Source organism: Rhodovulum tesquicola (genome assembly GCF_024128855.1).
GTDB classification, from domain to species: Bacteria; Pseudomonadota; Alphaproteobacteria; order Rhodobacterales; family Rhodobacteraceae; genus Rhodovulum; species Rhodovulum tesquicola.
This window is the reverse complement of record NZ_JAMYDV010000018.1, coordinates 1-18,726: the sequence shown is the minus strand read 5'-3', so window position 1 is coordinate 18,726 and position 18,726 is coordinate 1. Positions and strand designations below refer to the sequence as shown.

Genomic DNA, 18,726 nt, shown 5'->3' with positions numbered 1-18,726 from the left:
GCCGGGCGGCATAGCATGCCGCCGTTCCACGCGGGCCGAACGGGCCTGCCCGGAAGAACGACGGGGAGAGGAAGATGAACGCGAAAAGCACCCTTCTGGCCGCGGCCGCCGTGCTGGCGCTGGCCGGAACGGCCGGGGCCGATCCGGTCAAGGTCGGCATGATCACCACGCTGTCGGGCGGCGGCGCGAGCCTGGGGATCGACACGCGCGACGGCTTCATGCTGGCGGTGAACCGGGCGGGCAATCCCGATCTGAGCGTGGTGATCGAGGACGACCAGCAGAAGCCCGACATCGCGGTGCAGATCGCCGACAAGATGATCCAGTCCGACAAGGTCGACGTGCTGACCGGTATCGTCTGGTCGAACCTCGCCATGGCGGTGGTGCCGGCCGCGACCGCGCAGGGCAAGGTCTACCTTTCGACCAATGCCGCGCCCTCGCAACTGGCGGGCAAGGGCTGCCACCCGAGCTATTTCTCGGTCAGCTACCAGAACGACAATTTGCACGAGGCCGCGGGCGCCTATGCCGCGCGCGCCGGGATCACCAGGGCCTTCATCATGGCGCCGAACTACCCCGCGGGGCAGGATTCGCTGGCCGGGTTCAAGCGGTTCTACGAGGGCGAGGTGGTGGCCGAGGTCTATACCCAGCTTGGCCAGACCGATTACGCGGGCGAGATCGCGCAGATCCGCGCCTCGGGTGCCGATGGCGTGTTCATCTTCCTGCCCGGCGGCATGGGGATTTCCTTCGTCAAGCAATATGCCGATTCCGGTGTGGGGCTGAAACTGATCGGCCCCGCCTTCAGCTTCGACCAGTCGATCATCCAGGCGATGGGCGATGCCGCGCTGGGCGTTCTGAACGGCGCGAACTGGTCGCCCGACCTGGACAACGCGGCCAATGCGGCCTTCGTCGAGGCGTTCCGGGCGGAATATGGCCGCCTGCCCTCGGTCTATGCGGCCTATGGCTATGACACGGCGAACCTGCTTCTGTCGGCGATGGACAAGGCCAGCGTCAGCGACGCCGACGCCTTCCGCGCCGCGCTGCGCGAGGCCGATTTCGCCTCGGTCCGGGGCAAGTTCTCGTTCAACGCCTCGCAACATCCGGTGCAGGACCTGTTCATGCGCGAGGTGGTGCGCGAGGGCGACATCCTGACCAACCGGATCGTGGGTGTCGCGATCGAGGATCGCGGCCACGCCTACGAGGACGAGTGCAAGATGTAACCGGCGCGGGCGGGTGCCGCGCGCACCTGCCCCAGCGAGGGACCGCCCCTTGTCCTTGATGCTTCTGATCGAGCAGGCGCTGAACGGCCTGCAATACGGCGTCATGCTGTTTCTGATGGCGGCGGGCCTGACGCTGGTCTTCGGCGTTATGGGGCTGATCAACCTTGCCCACGGATCGCTTTACATGATCGGCGCCTTTGCCTGTGCCGCGGTGGCTGCCGCGACCGGCAATTTCTGGCTGGGGCTTGCCGCCAGCCTGGCCGCCGCAGCCGCGGCGGGCGCGCTGATGGAACTGACCGTGATCCGGCGGCTTTACGCGCGCGATCATCTGGACCAGGTGCTGGCGACCTTTGCGCTGATCCTCGTGTTTTCCGAGGGCACACGCTGGGCCTTTGGCTCGTTCCCGCTTTATCTCGACATCCCGCGCGCGCTGGCGGGCCCGGTCCGGCTGCCCGGCGGGATCGACTATCCGCTGTACCGGCTGGTGCTGATCGGGGTGGGACTGAGCGTGGCGGCGGGGCTGTTCTGGCTGATCGGGCGCACGCGGCTGGGCATCCGGATCCGCGCGGGCGAGGCGGATCGCGAGATGATCGGGGCGCTGGGCGTCGACATATCAAGGCTTTACACCATCGTCTTCGCGTTGGGCGCGGCGCTGGCGGGGCTGGCGGGGGCACTGGTCGGCGCGCTGCAATCGGTGCAGGTGGGCATGGGGGAACCCGTGCTGATCCTGGCCTTCGTGGTGATCGTGATCGGCGGGATCGGGTCGATCAAGGGGGCGCTGGTCGGCGCGATCCTTGTTGGAATGACCGACACGCTGGGCCGGTTCCTGCTGCCGATCGCGTTTTCGACCTTCATGGAGCGGTCGCAGGCCACCTCGGTCGGGGCGGCGCTGGCCTCGATGCTGATCTACATCCTGATGGCGCTGGTGCTGGTGGTGCGCCCCGGCGGCCTGTTCGGGCGGGCCTGAGATGCGGCGCGAGACGGTCCTCAACGCGGTTCTGGCACTGGGCCTGCTGGCGGTGCCGCTGGCCGCACAGGCGATGGGCGAGCCCTTCATCGTGACGCTGGCCACCAAGGTTGCGATCCTTGCGCTGGCGGGCGTCGGGCTGAACATCGCGCTGGGGCTGGGCGGCATGGTCTCGCTGGGGCATGCGGCGTTCTTCGGGATCGGCGGCTATGCGATGGCGGTGCTGGCCGCGCCGGTGCAGGCCTATGAGCCGCTGATGACCTGGCCCTTCGAGTTGGCGGGCACCAAATCGATGCCGGTGATCTGGGTGGCGGCGATGGTCGCAGGCGCGCTGGGGGCGCTGGCGATCGGGGCGCTGAGTTTGCGCACCAGCGGGGTCTATTTCATCATGATCACGCTGGCTTTCGGCCAGATGCTCTACTATTTCGCGATCTCCTGGCCCGCCTATGGCGGCGAGGACGGGATCTCGGTCTATGTGCGCAACGGCTTTCCGGGGCTGAACACGCTGGACCCGATCCAGTTCTTCGCGCTGGCCTATGGCGTGCTGATGGCGGCGCTGATGGTGTCGTGGATGCTGGCGCGGTCGGGCTTCGGGCTGGCGCTGGCGGGGGCGCGGCAGAACCCTGTGCGCAGCGCCGCGCTGGGCATCAGGCCCTATTCGGTCAAGCTGACGGCGTTTGTCATTTCGGGCGCGATCACGGCGCTGGCAGGCGCGCTGTTCGCCGATCTCAACCGCTTCGTCAGCCCCTCGATGCTGAGTTGGCAGACCTCGGGCGAGATCATGGTCTTTGTCATCCTGGGCGGTGTGGCGCGGCTGTTCGGGCCGGTGGCGGGGGCGGCGCTGTTTATCCTTCTCGAACATTGGCTGGGGGGTTTCAGCGAATACTGGAAGCTGTTCCTTGGGCTTGCGCTTCTGGGAATTGTCCTTTTCGCACGCGGGGGGCTGATCGGAACCCTTGCGGGGCGCGAGGTTGCGCATGACTGAGCCGGTGCTGGAGGTGCGCGACCTGCACCGCGCCTTCGGTGCGTTGAAGGCCACGGATGGCGTGTCGCTGACCTTGCGGCGATCCGAGATCCACGCGCTGATCGGGCCGAACGGGGCGGGCAAGTCCACGCTGATCGGGCTGATCGCGGGCAATCTGAAACCCGATGCCGGGCAGGTTGTCCTGAACGGGCGCGACGTGACGCAGGCGGATGTGGCCGCCCGCGCCCGGGCCGGGCTGGCGCGCAGCTTTCAGGTTTCGGCGGTGGCGGGCGAACTGACGGTGTTGCAGAACGTGGTGCTGGCGGTGCAGGGCGCGCGGGGGCAAAGCTTCCGGTTCTTCCGCCCGGCGCTGGCCAATGCCGGGCTGCGCGCGGCGGCCGAGACCCATATTGCCCGCACGGGCCTGTCCGACCGGCTGGCGGTCCCGGCGGGCGATCTGGCGCATGGCGAAAGGCGGCGGCTGGAACTGGCGATGGCGCTGGCGCTGGCGCCGCGCGCCTTCGTGCTGGATGAACCGATGGCGGGCATGGGGCCCGACGGCGCGCGCGAGATGACCGCGCTGCTGGACGATCTGCGCCACGAGGCGCCGATCCTGCTGGTCGAGCATGACATGGACGCGGTCTTTGCGCTGGCCGACCGGGTCAGCGTGCTGGTTTCGGGCCGGATCCTCGCCAGCGGCACGGTGGCCGAGATCCGCGCCGATCCGGAAGTGCAGCGCGCCTATCTGGGCGAGGAGCGGCTGGAATGAGCGCGCTGTTGCAGATGCGCGGCATCACCGCCTTCTACGGCCATTCGCAGGCGCTGTTCGGCGTCGATCTGGACATGGCCGAGGGCGAGGTCGTTGCGCTGATGGGGCGCAACGGCATGGGCAAGACCACGACGATCCGCACGCTGACCCGGCTGATGCCGCATCGCGAGGGTTCGATCCACTTTGCCGGGCAGCCGCTTGAGGGGATGGCGCCGCATCGCGCGGCTCGGCTGGGGCTAGGGCTGGTGCCAGAGGGTCGGCGGGCCTTTCGCGGGTTGAGCGTGACCGAGAACCTGATCGCCGCCGCGCGCCCCGGCCATTGGGATCTGGCGCGGGTCCATGCGCTGTTCCCGCGGCTGGCCGAGCGGGCCGGGCAGGATGCGGGTTCGCTGTCGGGGGGCGAACAGCAGATGCTGGTGATCGGGCGCGCACTGATGACGAACCCGCGGCTTCTGATCCTTGACGAGGCGACCGAGGGGCTGGCGCCGCTGATCCGGGCCGAGATCTGGGCCGCGATCCGGGCGCTCAGGTCCGAAACGGGGCTGTCTATCCTTGTCGTGGACAAGTCGCTGAAGGAACTGGTCCAGATCGCCGACCGCGCGGTGATCCTGGAAAAGGGCCGCACCGTCTGGACCGGGGAAATGGCCGGGATGACGCAGGCGCTGGCCGACCGCTATCTGGGCGTCTGACGCCGGGGCGAGGGATACCCCCGCCCCGGCAATCTCTCAGGCGTCGTCGGCCTCGTCCATGAGGACGCTGTCGGTGTGCAGCTCCAGCCAGATCGCGTTCACCACGGCGAAAAGCGCGGCGAGCGGCAGGCCAAGCATCCAGGCGAAATACCACATCTTGCGGCTCCTTTCTCAGTAAACGCTATCGCTGTTGTCCATCACGTCGCGGGCCGTGACCTTGCCCCACAACACCTTGTAGACCCATGCCGTGTAGACAAGGATCAGCGGCATGAAGATCACCGCCGAGACCAGCATCACGAACAGCGTCAGATGCGAGGACGAGCTGTCCCAGACCGTGAGCGACGAATTCGGGTCGATGCTGGAGGGCAGGATGAACGGGAACATCGTCAGCCCGACCGAGGCGATGATGCCGGTGATCGAGAGTTTCGAGGCCAGCATCGTCAACCCCTCCTTCCGCGCACGGAACCCCAGCACGGCCAGGGCCGCCCCGAGGAAGGCCATCACGGGGGCCACCACGATCCACGGCCGCTCGGCATAGGCCGCCATCCACGACCCGCCCCGCGCCACATCGCTCATCAGCGGGTTAGAGGGGCCATCGGGCGCGACCGCGCCGGTGAAGGCGTAGGCATCGACGCCCGCCGCCAGCCAGAGCCCGGCCAGCGCATAGGTGGCGATGGTGGCAAATGCGGCGTAGATGCCGAATTCGCGGGCACGGTCGGCCACCAGCCCCTCGGACTTGAACACCAGCCAGGCCGCGCCGTGCATGACCAGCATCGACACCGAGACCAGCCCCGCGAGCAGCGCATAGGGGTTCAGCAGGCCGAAGAAGCCGCCCTCGTAGATCGGCATCAGGTCTTCGGTCAGCCGGAACGGCACGCCTTGCAGCACGTTGCCGACCGCCACGCCAAAGACCAGCGCCGGCACGAAGCCGCCGACGAACAGCGCCCAGTCCCAGGCGCTGCGCCAGGTTTCCGACTCGCGTTTCGAGCGGTACTTGAACCCCACCGGCCGCAGGATCAGTGCGGCGAGGATCAGGAACATCGCCATGTAGAAGCCCGAGAAGCTGACCGCGTAAAGCGGCGGCCAGGCGGCGAAGATCGCGCCGCCGCCCAGGATGAACCAGACCTGGTTGCCTTCCCAGACCGGGCCGACCGTGTTGATCGCCATGCGGCGTTCCAGGTCGGTCCGGGCGACGAAGGGCAGCAGCGTGCCCACGCCCAGATCGAACCCGTCGGTCAGCGCGAAACCGATCAGCAGCACGCCCAGAAGCGCCCACCAGATCACGCGCAGAACCTCGAAATCCACGAATTCATGCAGGATCATTGGTCTTACTCCGCCGGTTGCTGGCTGGTGCGGCCCGACAGACGGTCATTGTGCCGCCGGTTCCACGCCTCGGTTTCGGACACGTCCATGAACGGGCCCTTGCGGATGTATTTGATCATCAGCCCCATCTCGATGATGAACAGGATCGAGTAGAAGGTGACGAAGCCCGCCAGCGTCAGGGCGACCTGGGTCACGCTGAGATGGCTGACCGACAGCGCGGTGGGCAGCACGCCGTCCACCGTCCAGGGCTGGCGGCCGAACTCGGCCACGAACCAGCCCGCCTCGGCCGCGATCCAGGGCGTCGGGATGGCGAAAACCGCCGCCCAGAGCGACCAGCGCGGAAAGCGCATGCCGTAGAAATTGGCGCGGATGAAGAAGAACAGCATCACCCCGATGAACATGAAGCCCAGCCCCACCATCACCCGGAACGCCCAGAACAGCGGCAGCACGCCCGGAATGGTATCCTCTGCCGCCATGGCGATCTGTTCGGTCGTCGCCTCGCGCGGGTCATCGACATAGCGTTTCAGCAGGAACGCATAGCCCAGATCGGCGCTGTGTTCCTCGAACCCCGCGATCATCTCGGGGGTCGCCGCGCCCTTGGCCGCGCGGATCTCCATCAGCGCGTCATAGGCGACGATCCCGTTCAGGATGCGGACCTCCGCCTCCTTCACCAGATCGTTGATGCCCGGCATTTCCTCGGTCAGCGACCGGGTGCCGAGAAGGCCCATCGCGACGGGGATCTGCACCGCGTATTTGGTCTCGCGCGCCTCGCGGTCGGGGAGGCCGACCAGCTTGAAGGGCGCAGGGGCTTCGTAGGTTTCCCACATCCCCTCGACGGCGGCGAGCTTCATCTTCTGCGAATGGGTGGCCGAATAGCCGGACTCGTCGCCCAGCACCACGACCGACAAGGCCGAGGCAAGGCCGAAACTGGCCGCGACCGCGATGGAGCGGCGCGCCAGCGCCTCGTGCCGGCCCTTGATCAGATACCAGGCCGAGACGCCGAGCACGAAGACCGAAGCGGTGACGTAACCGGCCGAAACCGTATGCACGAACTTGGCCTGGGCGACATGGTTGAACATGACATCGAAGAACGAGGTCATCTCCATCCGCATGGTCACCGGGTTGAAGACCGCGCCGACCGGGTTCTGCATCCAGCCATTGGCGATCAGGATCCACAGCGCCGAGAAGTTCGACCCGATCGCCACCAGCCAGGTGACGACGCAGTGGGTGACCTTCGACATCTTGTCCCAGCCGAAGAACATCAGCCCCACGAAGGTCGCCTCGAGGAAGAAGGCCATCAGCCCCTCGATGGCGAGCGGCGCGCCGAAGATGTCGCCGACATAATGGCTGTAATAGGCCCAGTTCATGCCGAACTGGAATTCCATGGTGATGCCGGTGGCCACCCCCAGGACGAAATTGATCCCGAACAGCGTGGCCCAGAACTTGGTCATTTGCCGCCAGATGGGGCGGTTGGTCATGACATAGACCGTCTCCATGATCGCCACGATGACCGACAGGCCAAGCGTGAGCGGCACGAAGAGAAAGTGAAACATGGCTGTCATGGCGAACTGGAGCCGGGACAGCTCGACGATGTCGAGTTCCATGGTGGCGGGCCTCCTTGGCCGTTACCCGTGCGATTCCCAAAGATACACGATTTGTGCACCTTTAGACTTGTTCTAGGTATACATTCGTGTGCGGACTTTGACCTGAATCAAAAACGCATGTCCGAGATGCAACTTCAGACCATGCGAATCAGCCGCTCGGCCCAGTCCCGTTCAGCCTTGCGATGCGAGGCGATCAGAAGCGTCGCCCGGGGCAGGAAATCGCGGATGCCCGCCAGAACGCGGATCGCGGTGGGGCGGTCCAGCCCCTCGGTGGGTTCGTCGAGCAGCAACAACTGCGGGTGGCGCAGGAGTGCCCGGGCCAGCGCAAGCCTGCGCTGTTCACCGCCCGACAGACCCGCGCCATTCTCGGACAGCTTCGCATGCAACCCGCCGCGGCCTGCGACCGTGCTGGACAGCGCCACCGCTTCGAGCGCGGCCAGCGCGTCGCTCTCGTCCAGCCCCGGGGCACCCAGCGCGAGCATGTCGAAGAAACTCGTGCCCAGCAGCATGCTGCGCTGGGGCAGATAGGTCACCTCGGCGCGAAGCTGGCTTTCGGGCAGATCGCGGAGGGGACGGCCGGAAACGAGGATCTGGCCGCGATCGGGCTGGATCAGACCGGCGGCCAGCGCCAGAACCGTGCTCTTGCCCCGGCCCGACGCGCCGGTCAGCGCCACCTTCTCGCCCGGCGCCATGCTCAGGGCGAAACCCTCGACCACCGGGTTCTCGGCGCCGGGATGGCGATAGGCGATATCGCTCATCTCCAGCGCCGGGGCCTCGGGGCGCGGCGGCGCGGCAGGGGTGGCGGGAACAGCGGCCACGCCATTCGTCGGTAACAGGCGCCGCACCCGGCGCGCGGCGTCCAGCATCCGGCCCAGATCGGCGAGCCCCCGGCGCACCGGCTGCACCGTCTCGGACAGCGCCAGCGCCGCGAAGAAGCCCAGCGCCGCCTGCGCGGGCGAGATCGTGCCGCGCGCGACCAGCGCGCCGCCCAGCCACAGCGCGATCCCCGCAGAAATCGTCGTGGTCAGCGCCAGCATCAGCCCCGCGCGGCGTTCCAGCCGGTCCACCGCGCCCAGGTTCTCACGCAGGCGCGTCTCGGCCGCACCAACCGCCGCCGTCTGGTCGGGCAGGCGGCCATAGACCACCAGATCGTCGCGCGCGCGCAACAGGTCGATCAGCCGGATGCGGAAGGCCTGCAACGCCTTTTCGGCCCGGCGCGAAGGGGCCAGCGCGTGCCGCCCGGTCCAGAGCAGCACAAGCCCCGTGCCCAGCGTGAAACTCACGACGATCCAGACCGCCAGCACCAGGTCGGTCAGCCACCAGATCGCCAGGAAGCTGGCCAGATAGACAGTCACCGCCGCAATCGCCGGGATGAACAGGCGCAGGGAAATGCCGTCCAGCGCATCGACATCGGCCACCAGGCGGTTCATCGTCTCCGCCCCCCTCAGCCGCGCCAGCCGCTGGAAGGGCAGCCCCAGCACCCCGCGCAACAGCCGAACGCGGATATCGGTCAGGCTTTTCAGCGTCGCGTCATGGGTCAGAAGCCGTTCGCCATAGCGCGCCGCGGTCCGGGCGAGCGCCAGGAAACGCACCCCGGCCGAGGGCTGGAAGACGTTGAACGCGATGCCGATCCCGGCCAGCCCCGCCACCCCCGCCGCGGTGATGAACCAGCCCGACAGGCCCAGCAGCGCAACGCCCGCCACCAGCACCGCCACCGCCAGAACGGTGCCGCGGATCAGGGCCGCGCGTTGTGCCCGCCAGATCAGCAGCATGACATGGAAGATATGGCTCATGCGGCCTCCTCCGCCCGCATGGCGATCTGGCGGTCCATCCTTGCGGCCAGGACCGGGTCATGGGTCGCCACGATCAGCGCCGCACCGCCCGCGACCAGCCCCAGAAGCCCCTCGGTCACCAGCGCGGCGGTTTCCTCGTCCAGATCGGCGGTGGGTTCGTCGGCCAGCAGCAGGTCGGGATGGGCATGCGCGGCGCGCGCCACGATCAGCCGCCGCGCCTCGCCGCCCGAGACGCCCATGCCGAACTCGCCCAACTGGGTGTTCAGCCCGCGCGGCAGGGTCGTCACGATGCGGTCGGCGGCGGCCAGTTCCAGCGCCGCGGGCAGCGGCAGAGCGCGCCCCGGCCGGACCGCCAGCGTCAGGTTCTTGCGCAGGCTGCCCGACACGAAGCGCGGCTGCTGCGGCAACCAGCCCAGCCTGCCCCGCCAGGCATCCGCGTTCTCGGGCGCCAGAACGGTGTCGCCCAGCCGGATCTCGCCCTCGGTCGGCACCGCCATCCCGGCGATCAGCCGCAGCAGTGAGGACTTGCCGATGCCGCTTGGCCCGGTGATCGCCAGCGTCTCGCCGGGGCCGAGGTCGAAATCGGGAAAGCGGATCAGCCGTCCGCCGGGCGGGCGATAGGCCAGACCCCGGACCGAAAGCGTATCGGCGGTGTCGATCGGCCGGGCCGTCGCGCCGACGCCCAGGAACGAGCTTTCGCCCCGGGATTCCAGTTCGTCCAGCTCTCGTGCCACGGCGCTGGCATCTGCCTTGTCATGCCAGGCCGCGGACAGGTCACGCAGCGGCTGGAAGAAATCGGGGGCCAGCAGCAGCAGGAACACCCCCTGCGCCACCGTCAACGGCGCCCCCCAGGTGCCGAAATTCAGCTCGCCCAGCAGGCTGAAGCCGACATAGACCGCCACCATCGCCACCCCGATCGCGGCGAACAGTTCCAGCACGGTCGAGGAAAGGAACGCGATGCGCAGAACCTCCATCGTGCGGTGGCGCAGCCGGTCGGCCGCATCGCGAAAGCCCTCCACCGTGCGCTCGGAGGCGTCGAGCAGCCGGATATCGACCAGCGCCGTCAGCCGTTCGAGCAGCAGCACGTTCATGTTGGCAAGCTCTTCCATCTGCCGCTCGCTTGCCTTCTTGGCGGCGATGCCGACCAGCGCCATGAAGACCGGGATCAGCGGCCCCGCGACCAGCAACACCAGGCCCACCGCCCAGGAGAACCAGAACGACACCACCAGGATCACCAGCGGCAAGACATTCGCGCGACGCTTGGCGACGGCATAGCGGGTGAGGAACGGCGTCATGGCCGCCAGCTTCTCGGCGGCCAGCGTGGCGGTCCGCGCTGCGGGGGGGCGCGCGGCGTCGTCTGTGGCGCGGCGCGCCTCGCGGGTGACCAGCCGCGCGCGTTCCAGCGCCAGAACCGTGTCGGCCGCGCTGAACGCCATCGCGCCCGCCCGGTGGTCGAGCAGGGCCCGCATCAGGCCCACGGCGATGAAGACCAGAGCATAGAGGGCCACATGGCCGCCGACCCTGTCGGGCTCCAGCATGTGCCCGATCGCCAGCGCCACCGCGCCCGCCTGCACCAGCCACAGCAACGAAGCCCCGGTCGCAAGAGCGCCTGCGCGTTCGAGCCTGCTCATCACCGGGGCCGTCATCCGGGCCAGCCGCTTCGCCGCGGGATCGTCCTTCTTCGCGCGTTTCCGGCCCAAGCCCTGCCCCGCTCGTCTGTTCGCACCCGTCCCCCTGCCTTGCGCGCAAGAGGCTTGCCTGATCTTTAACAGGCTCTATGCTGGATAGAACCCGTATGTGAGATAAACCATTATCCGCGACGGCTGGCAAAGAGAACCGCCGATGAGGTTGACGACACGCACCAATATCGCGATGCGCGCGCTGATGTATTGCGCCGTGAACAGCGGGCGCACGGTGCGCAAGTCCGACATTGCCTCGTCCTGCAACACCTCGGAAAACCACATGGCGCAGGTGATCAACACGCTGGCCCATCACGGCCTGGTCAAGACCACGCGCGGCCGCAATGGCGGGCTGACGCTGAAGCGCCCGCCCGAGGACATCACCGTGGGCGAGGTATTCCGTCATCTGGAATCGGGCGTGCCCTTTGCCGAGTGCTTCGACCCGGCGACCAACACCTGCCCGATCTCGTGCTGCTGCAAGCTGCAAGGCACGCTGCACAAGGCGATCGACGCCTTCTACCGCACGCTGGACGAGGTGACGCTGGCCGATCTGGTGACGGACAACCAGGGCCTGGCAAGGGCGCTGATGCTGATCGAGCCGGAAGATACTCGCGTCGCCAGCGCCTGACACGCGGAGGGCGAGGGTCCCCGGATCGGACCGATGCGCGTGGTCCGGGCCTAGCCAGCGCCCTATCGGGCGGCTAGAACCGCTCCAGATCCCGCAACCGGAGCGCCCCGACCGTGACCGCCCCCCTTGCCTCCTCCCCGGCCACCTTCCTGCGCGGCCTGTTCGATGCCGCCGTCGCCGCCGCCGACCCGATGCGCACGGTGCCCGCGGCGCTGCCGCCGAAACCGCCGGGACGGGTTCTGGTGATCGGCGCCGGCAAGGCGTCGGCGCGGATGGCCGAAGCGGTGGAATCGGCCTGGGGCCCCTGCGAGGGGCTGGTCATCACCCGCTACGGCTATGCCCGTCCGACGCAGGGCATCGAGATCGTCGAGGCGGCGCATCCGGTGCCTGACGCGGCAGGCGTTGCGGCGACCGACCGGATGCTGGCGCTGCTGGACGGGGTCGGCGAGGACGATTTCGTCCTGGCGTTGATCTCGGGCGGGGGGTCGGCCCTGCTGATCCGGCCCGCAGGCGCCATCACGCTGGTCGAGAAGCAACGGGTCAATGCCGACCTCCTGGCCTCGGGGGCCCCGATCGGGCAGATGAACACGCTGCGCAAGCATCTCAGCCGGGTCAAGGGCGGCCAGCTTGCCGCCGCGGCGCATCCCGCACGGATGCTGGCCCTGATGATCTCGGACGTGCCGGGCGACGATCCGGCCTCCATCGCCTCGGGACCGACGGTGGGCGATGTCACCACGCCAGCAGACGCCCGCGCCATTCTCGACCGCTGGGCGATCACCCCGCCCGCCTCGGTCGCCGCGGTGCTGGCGGGCGAAACCGGCGTGCTGCGCCCCGACGATCCCCGCCTCGCACGCATCGAGAACCGGGTGATCGCGGCACCGTCACAATCGCTGGCGGCGGCGGCCGGGATCGCCCGCGCGTCGGGCTGTCGGGTCGAGATCCTGGGCGATGCGCTGGAGGGCGAGGCGCGCACGCTGGCCGCCGACCATGCCGCGCTGGCGCTGGCCCGGCAAGCCGCGATGGCGCCCGACGCGGCGCCCCTCGTGCTGCTGTCGGGCGGCGAATGCACGGTCACGCGGCGAGGCGACGGGATTGGCGGGCCGAACGCGGAATATGCGCTGGCCATGGCCGCGGCGCTGGAAGGCGCGCCCGGCATTCACGCCATTGCCTGCGACACCGACGGGGTGGATGGCGCGGCCGAGGTCGCGGGCGCGGTGATCGGCCCCGACACCCCCGCCAAGGCCCGCGCGGCGGGGCGCGACATGGCCGAGGCGCTGGCCGACAATGACAGCCACGGGTTCTTTGCCGCGCTGGGCGATCAGGTGATCCCCGGGCCCACCCTGACCAATGTCAACGATTTCCGGGCGATCCTGATCCTGCCACCGGCCTGAACCCCCGGCAGGGCGCCCAAAACCTGTGCATCCCGCCGCGCCAACAGGCGAATGCGTCGGCTCCGCCTTGAACAGGCGCACGCTCCGCGCAACTCTGGCCGGAATTGCAACAGCCGGACCGCCATGACCACACCGCCGCAGACCCTGCGCATGAAGCTGGCCGATCTTGTCGGCAGGATCTATCCCGACCACGACTGCGCGCATCTGGTCGCCCGCATCGTCGAGGCGTTCTGGCCCGAGGGCAGCCATCCGCGCAGACGCGCGCGCATGCCCTCGAACCGGCTGTGGTCGGCGGCCGACAGCATGGTCATCACCTATGGCAACAGCATCGTGGACGGCCAGCACAAGCCGCTGGACCTGCTGAACGACTTCCTGCACCGCTTTCTTGCGGACACGGTAAGCTCGGTGCATATCCTGCCCTTCTTTCCCTTCACCTCGGATGACGGCTTTGCGGTGACCGATTACCGCTCGGTCAATTCCAGCCTGGGGGACTGGTCCGATATCAGCCGCATCGCGCGGGATTTCCGGGTGATGTCGGATCTGGTGCTGAACCATGTCTCCAGCCAGTCGACATGGTTCAATGCCTATCGTCAGGGCCATCCGCCTTACGACCGCTTCTTCTTCGAAGCCGATCCCGAAGACGACCTGTCCACCGTGGTCCGTCCGCGCACCAGCCCGTTGCTGCGCGAGGTCGAGACCGCGATGGGCACGCGCCATGTCTGGTGCACCTTCAGCCATGACCAGGTGGACCTGGACTTCCGCAACCCCGAGGTGCTGCTGGAATTCCTGCGGATCATGCGGCTGCATGTGGATAACGGCATCCGCATCCTGCGGCTGGACGCGGTGGCCTTCCTGTGGAAGGAGCCGGGCACGCCCTCGATCCACATGCCGCAGACCCATGCCATCGTGCAATTGATGCGCGTGCTGTGCGATTTCGCGGTCGAGCCCGTCGTGCTGCTGACCGAGACCAACGTGCCCAATGTCGAGAACCTGTCCTATTTCGGCAATCGCAACGAGGCGCATGCGGTCTACAATTTCTCGCTGCCGCCCCTGATCCTGCACGCGATGCTGTCGGGATCGGCCCGGCATCTGCACCGCTGGCAGACCACGATGCCGCCTGCGCAGCTGGGCGGCGCCTATCTGAACTTCACCGCCTCCCATGACGGGATCGGGATGCGCCCGGTCGAGGGGCTGTTGCCCGATGAGGAAATCGGCGCCGTGCTGGGCGCGATCCGTGCCTTTGGCGGCGAGGTGTCAATGCGCACGCTGAATGGCGGCGGCGAGGCGCCCTACGAGTTGAACATCACCTGGTTCGACGCGATGAAGGGCAGCTTTGCGGGCGAGGACGGCCACCAGATCGAGCGGTTCCTGTGTTCGCAGTCCATCGTGATGGCGCTGGAAGGGGTGCCCGCCTTCTACATCCACGCGCTGCTGGCCACGCCGAACGATCACGCGGGCGTCGAGCGGACCGGCGTCAAGCGCGCGATCAATCGCCATCGCTGGGATTATCCGACGCTCCTGGCCCTGCTCGAGGACGCGGACAGCCCGCAGGCGAATGTGCTGCGCCAGATGAGGCGGCGCATCGCGATCCGCCGCGCCCAGCCTGCCTTTCATCCCAACGCGACGCAGTTCACACTGCATCTGGATCACCGGCTGTTCGGACTGTGGCGCCAGAGCCTCGACCGCGACCAGTCGATCTTTGCGCTGCACAATGTCAGCGCCGAAGAGGTTTCGGTCTCGCCCATGGCGATCAACCTTATCGGCGGCGAGACCTGGGTGGACCTGCTGTCGGGCGAGACGATCTCGCCCACCGGCCCCGACATTCCCTTTGCACCCTATCAGTGCCGCTGGATTTCGAACCGGGGCTGACAGGGGGATCGGGTTCAGGGCCGACCGCCCTGCCCCTCGCGGTCGCGATCACGCTCGCGCGGGGGGCCGCGCCGGACCACCCGTTCCAGCCGGTCGGCAAAGGCGGCGCGTTCCTCGGGGCTCATCGCCGCCACGCGGTCGAGCGTCAGCCCGCGCATCAGCGCCGCATGATCCTGCACCCGCGCCTGCTGGGCCTCGACCACGGCGACCACCCGGGCATGGTCATAGGGGTCGGCCCGAAGCGCATCCTGCAACTCGCGGAAGCCCTGGCGCACCGCCGCGCGGTTCTCGCGCAGGCGCGGCGCCTCGGCGCGGTAGGCGGCGCGCAGCGCCTCGCGGTCGGGCTCGCTCATCGCGCGGCTGTAGGGGCCGAAATCGCCCGGCAAGAACCCGGCCCGCGGCGGCCCGTCCCGCCCGAATTTCAGCACCGCGCCGCCCACGATCCCCAGAACCAGCAGGTTCAGCGCCAGGCTTGTCACCAGCGCCACGCGAACCCAGGTGGGCGTGCGGGGCGGCGGGGCGGTCTTGTCGGTTCCAGCCATGCTCAACCCTCCGTCAGATAGGCATCAAGGCCGGGCATCAGGTCGGAGACATCGTAACCCCCGCCCAGCATCGTTGCGGTAACCGCGTCAAACCCGCCCGGCGCGGCATAGCCGATCCAGACGCCCATCAGCCCGGCCGTCGCCAGCCCGCCCATCGCCGGCCAGCCGCCGATCACGCCAAGGAGCCGGGCGAGCCCGCCGCCCATCGGCCGGGCAGGTGGCACGGGGGCCGGGGCGGCGCGCGCCTCGGCCTCGGCCATCGCGTCCCCCATCACCCGGGCCAGCAGCGCCGCCGACGGTTCTGGCCGGTCGGTGCGGGCCGCCGCGAACAGCGCCTCGATCTCGGTGTCGTTCATCTGCCGGTCAGTCATCCTCGAACCCCAATTCGCTGCGCCGCCCCGCCAATGCAGAGGCCAGCGCCCTCTTGCCCCGGGCGGTCAGGCTTTCGACCGCCTCGACGCCGATCTCCATGATCCCGGCGATCTCGGGGTTGGACAGCCCCTCGATATGGCGCAGGATCACCGCCTGTCGCTGCCGTTCGGGCAGGGCGGCCAGCGCCGCATCCAGCGCATCGACCCGTGCCTGCGCGATCATCCGCGCCTCGACGCCCGGCGCATCGTCCTCGGGCTCGGGCACCTCGTCCAGCCCCTGCCCGCGCCGCCGCCGCAGCCGGTCGGTGCACAGATTGGTGACGACACGGTACAGCCATGTCGTCACCTTGGCCTCGCCCATGCGCCACTCGGGCGCGATCCGCCAGAGCCGCAGCATCGCCTCCTGCGCGACGTCCTCGGCCTCGGCCGCATCGCGCAGAAGCCGCGCGGCATAGCCCAAGGCGCGCGGCGTCAGCCGCAGCGTCAGGGCACGCGCCGCCCGCGCGTCGCCCCGGCCATAGGCCACAAGCAAGACCTCGTCGGACTCGCCGCTCTCGGCATCGAAAGGCATCAGCATCCTTGCTCCGGCCTAGCGCCTGATGCGGCGCACGGCAATCGCGACGGGGCACCGAAGGCCCCGCCGCGGCCTCTTTCAGCGCGTGGCCCGCCGGGCCCCGACGCGGTCGCCGAACCGTTCCGCCGCGGCGTCGAACTCTTCCTTGCTGATCACGCCATCGCCATCGGTGTCGATCCGGTCGAAGATCATCTGCGGACCGGGTCGTGCGGCCAGTTCCTCGGCGCTGAGCATGCCGTCGCCATCGGCGTCCAGCATCTCGACCAGGGACCGGGCGCGGTCGGCGCGTTCCTCATCCGTCAGCCGCGGATCGCCGAAGCCGCCATAACCCATCGGCCCCGAGCCATCCATGCCGCCGAACATGCCATAGCCGCCGCCCTGCATTCCCGGCCCCGCGCCGTAGTGGTAACCACCCTTCCGGCCATTCCCGCGCCAGTCGCGATCCCCCCGGCCGCGCGGCCCGGACATCTCGGCGCGGCGTGGCGCCGGACCCAGATTCTGCGCCTCTTCGGCGGAAATCAGGCCGTCGCCATCGACATCCAGTTCGGCGAACCGTGCCCGCGCCCGCGCGGTGAACTCGTCCAGGCTGATCGCGCCGTCGCCATCCGCATCGAGCCGCTGGAACAATGCCGCACCGCGCGTTCCCGCCGCGGCCGCGCCCTGCGCTGCCCCGGCCTGCTGCCCGGCACCGCCCTGCTGCGCGGCTGCGGGAACCGCGAAAACCAGCATCGCCGCCGCGCCAAGCGCCAAAATCGAAACGCGCCCTTTTCCGTCCGTCATGGAACTTCTCCTTGTTCGTGTCTCTTGCCTGTGACCTCGGGGCGTTTCCGCCCATCGTCGAACCTGTTACGGACAAGCCCCGGGGTTCCGTCGCGACGACGCAGGAGTTTTTTGCGACATCCCGCCGCAAGGACAGTCGGTCCTCTTTCAACCACATGCGGAGTCACTAGCTTGAGACTGCACGCAAAGCCGGAGGCGTGCCCAACATGACCGCAACTGATCACTCGATGTTCGACATGCACCCGAGGCCCATCGGCACAGCGATTCTGCGCGGCTGGTGCAAGCGCTGCCCCAATTGCGGCGCGGGCCCGATGATGTCGGGCTATCTGAGCGTGCGCGAGCACTGCCCGGTCTGCATGGAAGAATTGCACCACTACCATTCCGATGACGGGCCGGTCTATCTGACCGTTCTGATCGTGGCCTTCCTGGCCTCGCCCCTTGTTCTCTGGGCGCATCTGGCCTTCCAGCCCGATCCCTTGGTTCTGGCCTCGGTTTTCACCATTGGCTGCATCGGGCTGGCGCTATACCTTCTGCCCAGGCTGAAGGGTGTGATGGTGGCGTTGCAATGGGCGAGGAGGATGCACGGATTCGGGAGCGGGAGCTGACGGACCCGCCGATCCGCGACGCGGCAACGGTGATCGTGCTGCGCGATGCCGACACGGCGCCCCGGGTGCTGATGGGCCAGCGCGGCGCCTCGGCCGCCTTCATGCCGAACAAGTTCGTCTTTCCCGGCGGCGCGGTCGATCCGGTGGACACGACGGTGCCCTTGGCGCATCCCCTCGCCCCTGGCTGCGCGGCGCGACTGTGCGCCGAGGCGGATCCTGCACTGGCCCCCGCGCTGGTCGCGGCCGGCATTCGCGAGTTGTGGGAGGAAACCGGCCTGATCCTCGGCCGCCCCGGCAGTTGGGAAAGCCCCGCACCCAGGGGCTGGCGGGGATTCTCGGAAACCGGCCATCTGCCCAGCGCCGAGGGCTTGCATTTCATCTTTCGCGCGATCACCCCGCCCGGCCGCCCGCGCCGGTTCGATGCGCGCTTCTTCCTGGTCGAGGCCGAGGCGGTGGCGAACGATCTCGACAATTTCTCGCGCGCCGAGGACGAGTTGGGGCTTCTGCAATGGATCCCCTTGACCGAAGTGCGCCGCTTCAACCTGCCCTTCATCACCGAGGTGGTGCTGGCAGAGGTCGCGGGCCTTCTCGGCTCCGGCCTCTCTCCCGCAAGCGTGCCCTTCTTCGACAACCGCAGCCCGCGGTCGAGTTTCGCCCGCCTGCGCTAGCCTCCGTGATCGCGGTGCGAACTGACCGCGCCTGCAGCCCCCCCGCGTGGCATTCGCCGTTCGAGTGATGTGCCCGATTGGCCGTGACCTGAGATCAGCGACGGGATATTTCCTTCGGCTGCGACCGGGGTCCGACCGAGCGAAGGGACGGACGATGAGGCGAACCAGATGAGGTGGTCCCCGTTTTCTGGACAGATTTGCGGCGTTGCTAAGCTTGCCTGTTGATCATGCCGCCGCCTTCAGGTCTTGGCCCTGATGGGCCTCAACCGGTGTCCTTCCGCCAAGCGCCGAATGGG

General features: G+C 68.4%; 19 protein-coding genes. 10 read left to right on the top strand and 9 right to left on the bottom strand.

Annotation, left to right across the window (positions count from 1 at the left end; translation table 11 throughout):
• Positions 1–74 precede the first annotated feature (74 nt).
• The 5 genes from NHN26_RS13680 to NHN26_RS13660 are packed head-to-tail and all read left to right on the top strand — an operon-like array spanning position 75 to position 4,603.
• Positions 75–1,214, top strand: a complete 1,140-nt coding sequence (locus tag NHN26_RS13680) for an ABC transporter substrate-binding protein (protein WP_253089963.1) — start codon at positions 75–77, stop codon at positions 1,212–1,214.
• A 49-nt stretch (positions 1,215–1,263) separates the two neighbouring features.
• Complete coding sequence (locus NHN26_RS13675) at positions 1,264–2,181, top strand: branched-chain amino acid ABC transporter permease (RefSeq protein ID WP_253089962.1); 918 nt, start codon at positions 1,264–1,266, stop codon at positions 2,179–2,181.
• Between the two features lies 1 nt (position 2,182).
• On the top strand, positions 2,183–3,166 hold the full coding sequence (locus tag NHN26_RS13670) for a branched-chain amino acid ABC transporter permease (RefSeq protein ID WP_253089961.1): 984 nt from the start codon (positions 2,183–2,185) through the stop codon (positions 3,164–3,166).
• Positions 3,159–3,914: an ABC transporter ATP-binding protein gene (locus NHN26_RS13665; protein WP_253089960.1), complete on the top strand. Its 756-nt coding sequence runs from the start codon at positions 3,159–3,161 to the stop codon at positions 3,912–3,914. Before NHN26_RS13670 ends, NHN26_RS13665 begins: the two co-directional genes overlap by 8 nt.
• Complete coding sequence (locus NHN26_RS13660) at positions 3,911–4,603, top strand: ABC transporter ATP-binding protein (protein ID WP_253089959.1); 693 nt, start codon at positions 3,911–3,913, stop codon at positions 4,601–4,603. Before NHN26_RS13665 ends, NHN26_RS13660 begins: the two co-directional genes overlap by 4 nt.
• 36 nt (positions 4,604–4,639) lie before the next feature.
• On the opposite strand, the gene cydX is transcribed toward NHN26_RS13660, so the two are convergent.
• The 5 genes from cydX to cydD form a co-directional block, all read right to left on the bottom strand.
• Entirely contained in the window at positions 4,640–4,759 is a 120-nt protein-coding gene (cydX, locus tag NHN26_RS13655; protein WP_132693175.1) for a cytochrome bd-I oxidase subunit CydX, read from the bottom strand.
• A gap of 15 nt (positions 4,760–4,774) precedes the next feature.
• The gene (gene cydB / locus NHN26_RS13650; RefSeq protein WP_253089958.1) at positions 4,775–5,926 is read right to left on the bottom strand and encodes a cytochrome d ubiquinol oxidase subunit II; all 1,152 of its coding nucleotides are present in this window, start codon (positions 5,924–5,926) and stop codon (positions 4,775–4,777) included.
• Between the two features lie 5 nt (positions 5,927–5,931).
• The gene (locus NHN26_RS13645) at positions 5,932–7,530 is read right to left on the bottom strand and encodes a cytochrome ubiquinol oxidase subunit I (protein WP_253089957.1); all 1,599 of its coding nucleotides are present in this window, start codon (positions 7,528–7,530) and stop codon (positions 5,932–5,934) included.
• 134 nt (positions 7,531–7,664) lie between these two features.
• Positions 7,665–9,323, bottom strand: coding sequence for a thiol reductant ABC exporter subunit CydC (gene cydC / locus NHN26_RS13640; protein ID WP_253089956.1), 1,659 nt, complete (start codon positions 9,321–9,323; stop codon positions 7,665–7,667).
• Entirely contained in the window at positions 9,320–11,023 is a 1,704-nt protein-coding gene (gene cydD, locus NHN26_RS13635) for a thiol reductant ABC exporter subunit CydD (protein ID WP_253089955.1), read from the bottom strand. Before cydD ends, cydC begins: the two co-directional genes overlap by 4 nt.
• A 142-nt stretch (positions 11,024–11,165) precedes the next feature.
• Here cydD and NHN26_RS13630 point away from each other — a divergent pair, with 142 nt between their 5' ends.
• The 3 genes from NHN26_RS13630 to NHN26_RS13620 all read left to right on the top strand — a co-directional run bounded on the left by NHN26_RS13630 (position 11,166) and on the right by NHN26_RS13620 (position 14,890).
• A complete protein-coding gene (locus NHN26_RS13630; protein ID WP_132693179.1) occupies positions 11,166–11,630 on the top strand; it encodes an RrF2 family transcriptional regulator in 465 nt (154 codons plus the stop codon).
• A gap of 113 nt (positions 11,631–11,743) precedes the next feature.
• The gene (locus NHN26_RS13625; RefSeq protein WP_354595938.1) at positions 11,744–13,021 is read left to right on the top strand and encodes a glycerate kinase type-2 family protein; all 1,278 of its coding nucleotides are present in this window, start codon (positions 11,744–11,746) and stop codon (positions 13,019–13,021) included.
• Positions 13,022–13,144: 123 nt separating this feature from the next.
• Positions 13,145–14,890, top strand: a complete 1,746-nt coding sequence (locus tag NHN26_RS13620) for a sugar phosphorylase (RefSeq protein WP_253089954.1) — start codon at positions 13,145–13,147, stop codon at positions 14,888–14,890.
• Between the two features lie 14 nt (positions 14,891–14,904).
• On the opposite strand, the gene NHN26_RS13615 is transcribed toward NHN26_RS13620, so the two are convergent.
• From NHN26_RS13615 to NHN26_RS13600, 4 genes are all read right to left on the bottom strand, one after another.
• Positions 14,905–15,432 (bottom strand): periplasmic heavy metal sensor, encoded by a 528-nt coding sequence (locus tag NHN26_RS13615; RefSeq protein ID WP_253089953.1) that lies wholly within the window; start codon positions 15,430–15,432, stop codon positions 14,905–14,907.
• A gap of 2 nt (positions 15,433–15,434) precedes the next feature.
• Positions 15,435–15,803 (bottom strand): hypothetical protein, encoded by a 369-nt coding sequence (locus NHN26_RS13610; protein ID WP_253089952.1) that lies wholly within the window; start codon positions 15,801–15,803, stop codon positions 15,435–15,437.
• Positions 15,796–16,380, bottom strand: a complete 585-nt coding sequence (locus tag NHN26_RS13605) for an RNA polymerase sigma factor (protein ID WP_132693182.1) — start codon at positions 16,378–16,380, stop codon at positions 15,796–15,798. The genes NHN26_RS13610 and NHN26_RS13605 overlap by 8 nt, the downstream gene beginning before the upstream one ends.
• Positions 16,381–16,455: 75 nt before the next feature.
• Complete coding sequence (locus NHN26_RS13600; RefSeq protein ID WP_253089951.1) at positions 16,456–17,157, bottom strand: EF-hand domain-containing protein; 702 nt, start codon at positions 17,155–17,157, stop codon at positions 16,456–16,458.
• 206 nt (positions 17,158–17,363) lie between these two features.
• Between NHN26_RS13600 and NHN26_RS13595 the strand changes: the two genes are divergently transcribed.
• Together NHN26_RS13595 and NHN26_RS13590 are read left to right on the top strand one after the other, a co-directional pair.
• Positions 17,364–17,762 (top strand): DUF983 domain-containing protein, encoded by a 399-nt coding sequence (locus NHN26_RS13595; protein ID WP_253089950.1) that lies wholly within the window; start codon positions 17,364–17,366, stop codon positions 17,760–17,762.
• Entirely contained in the window at positions 17,723–18,430 is a 708-nt protein-coding gene (locus NHN26_RS13590) for an NUDIX hydrolase (protein ID WP_253089949.1), read from the top strand. The genes NHN26_RS13595 and NHN26_RS13590 overlap by 40 nt, the downstream gene beginning before the upstream one ends.
• Positions 18,431–18,726 lie beyond the last annotated feature (296 nt).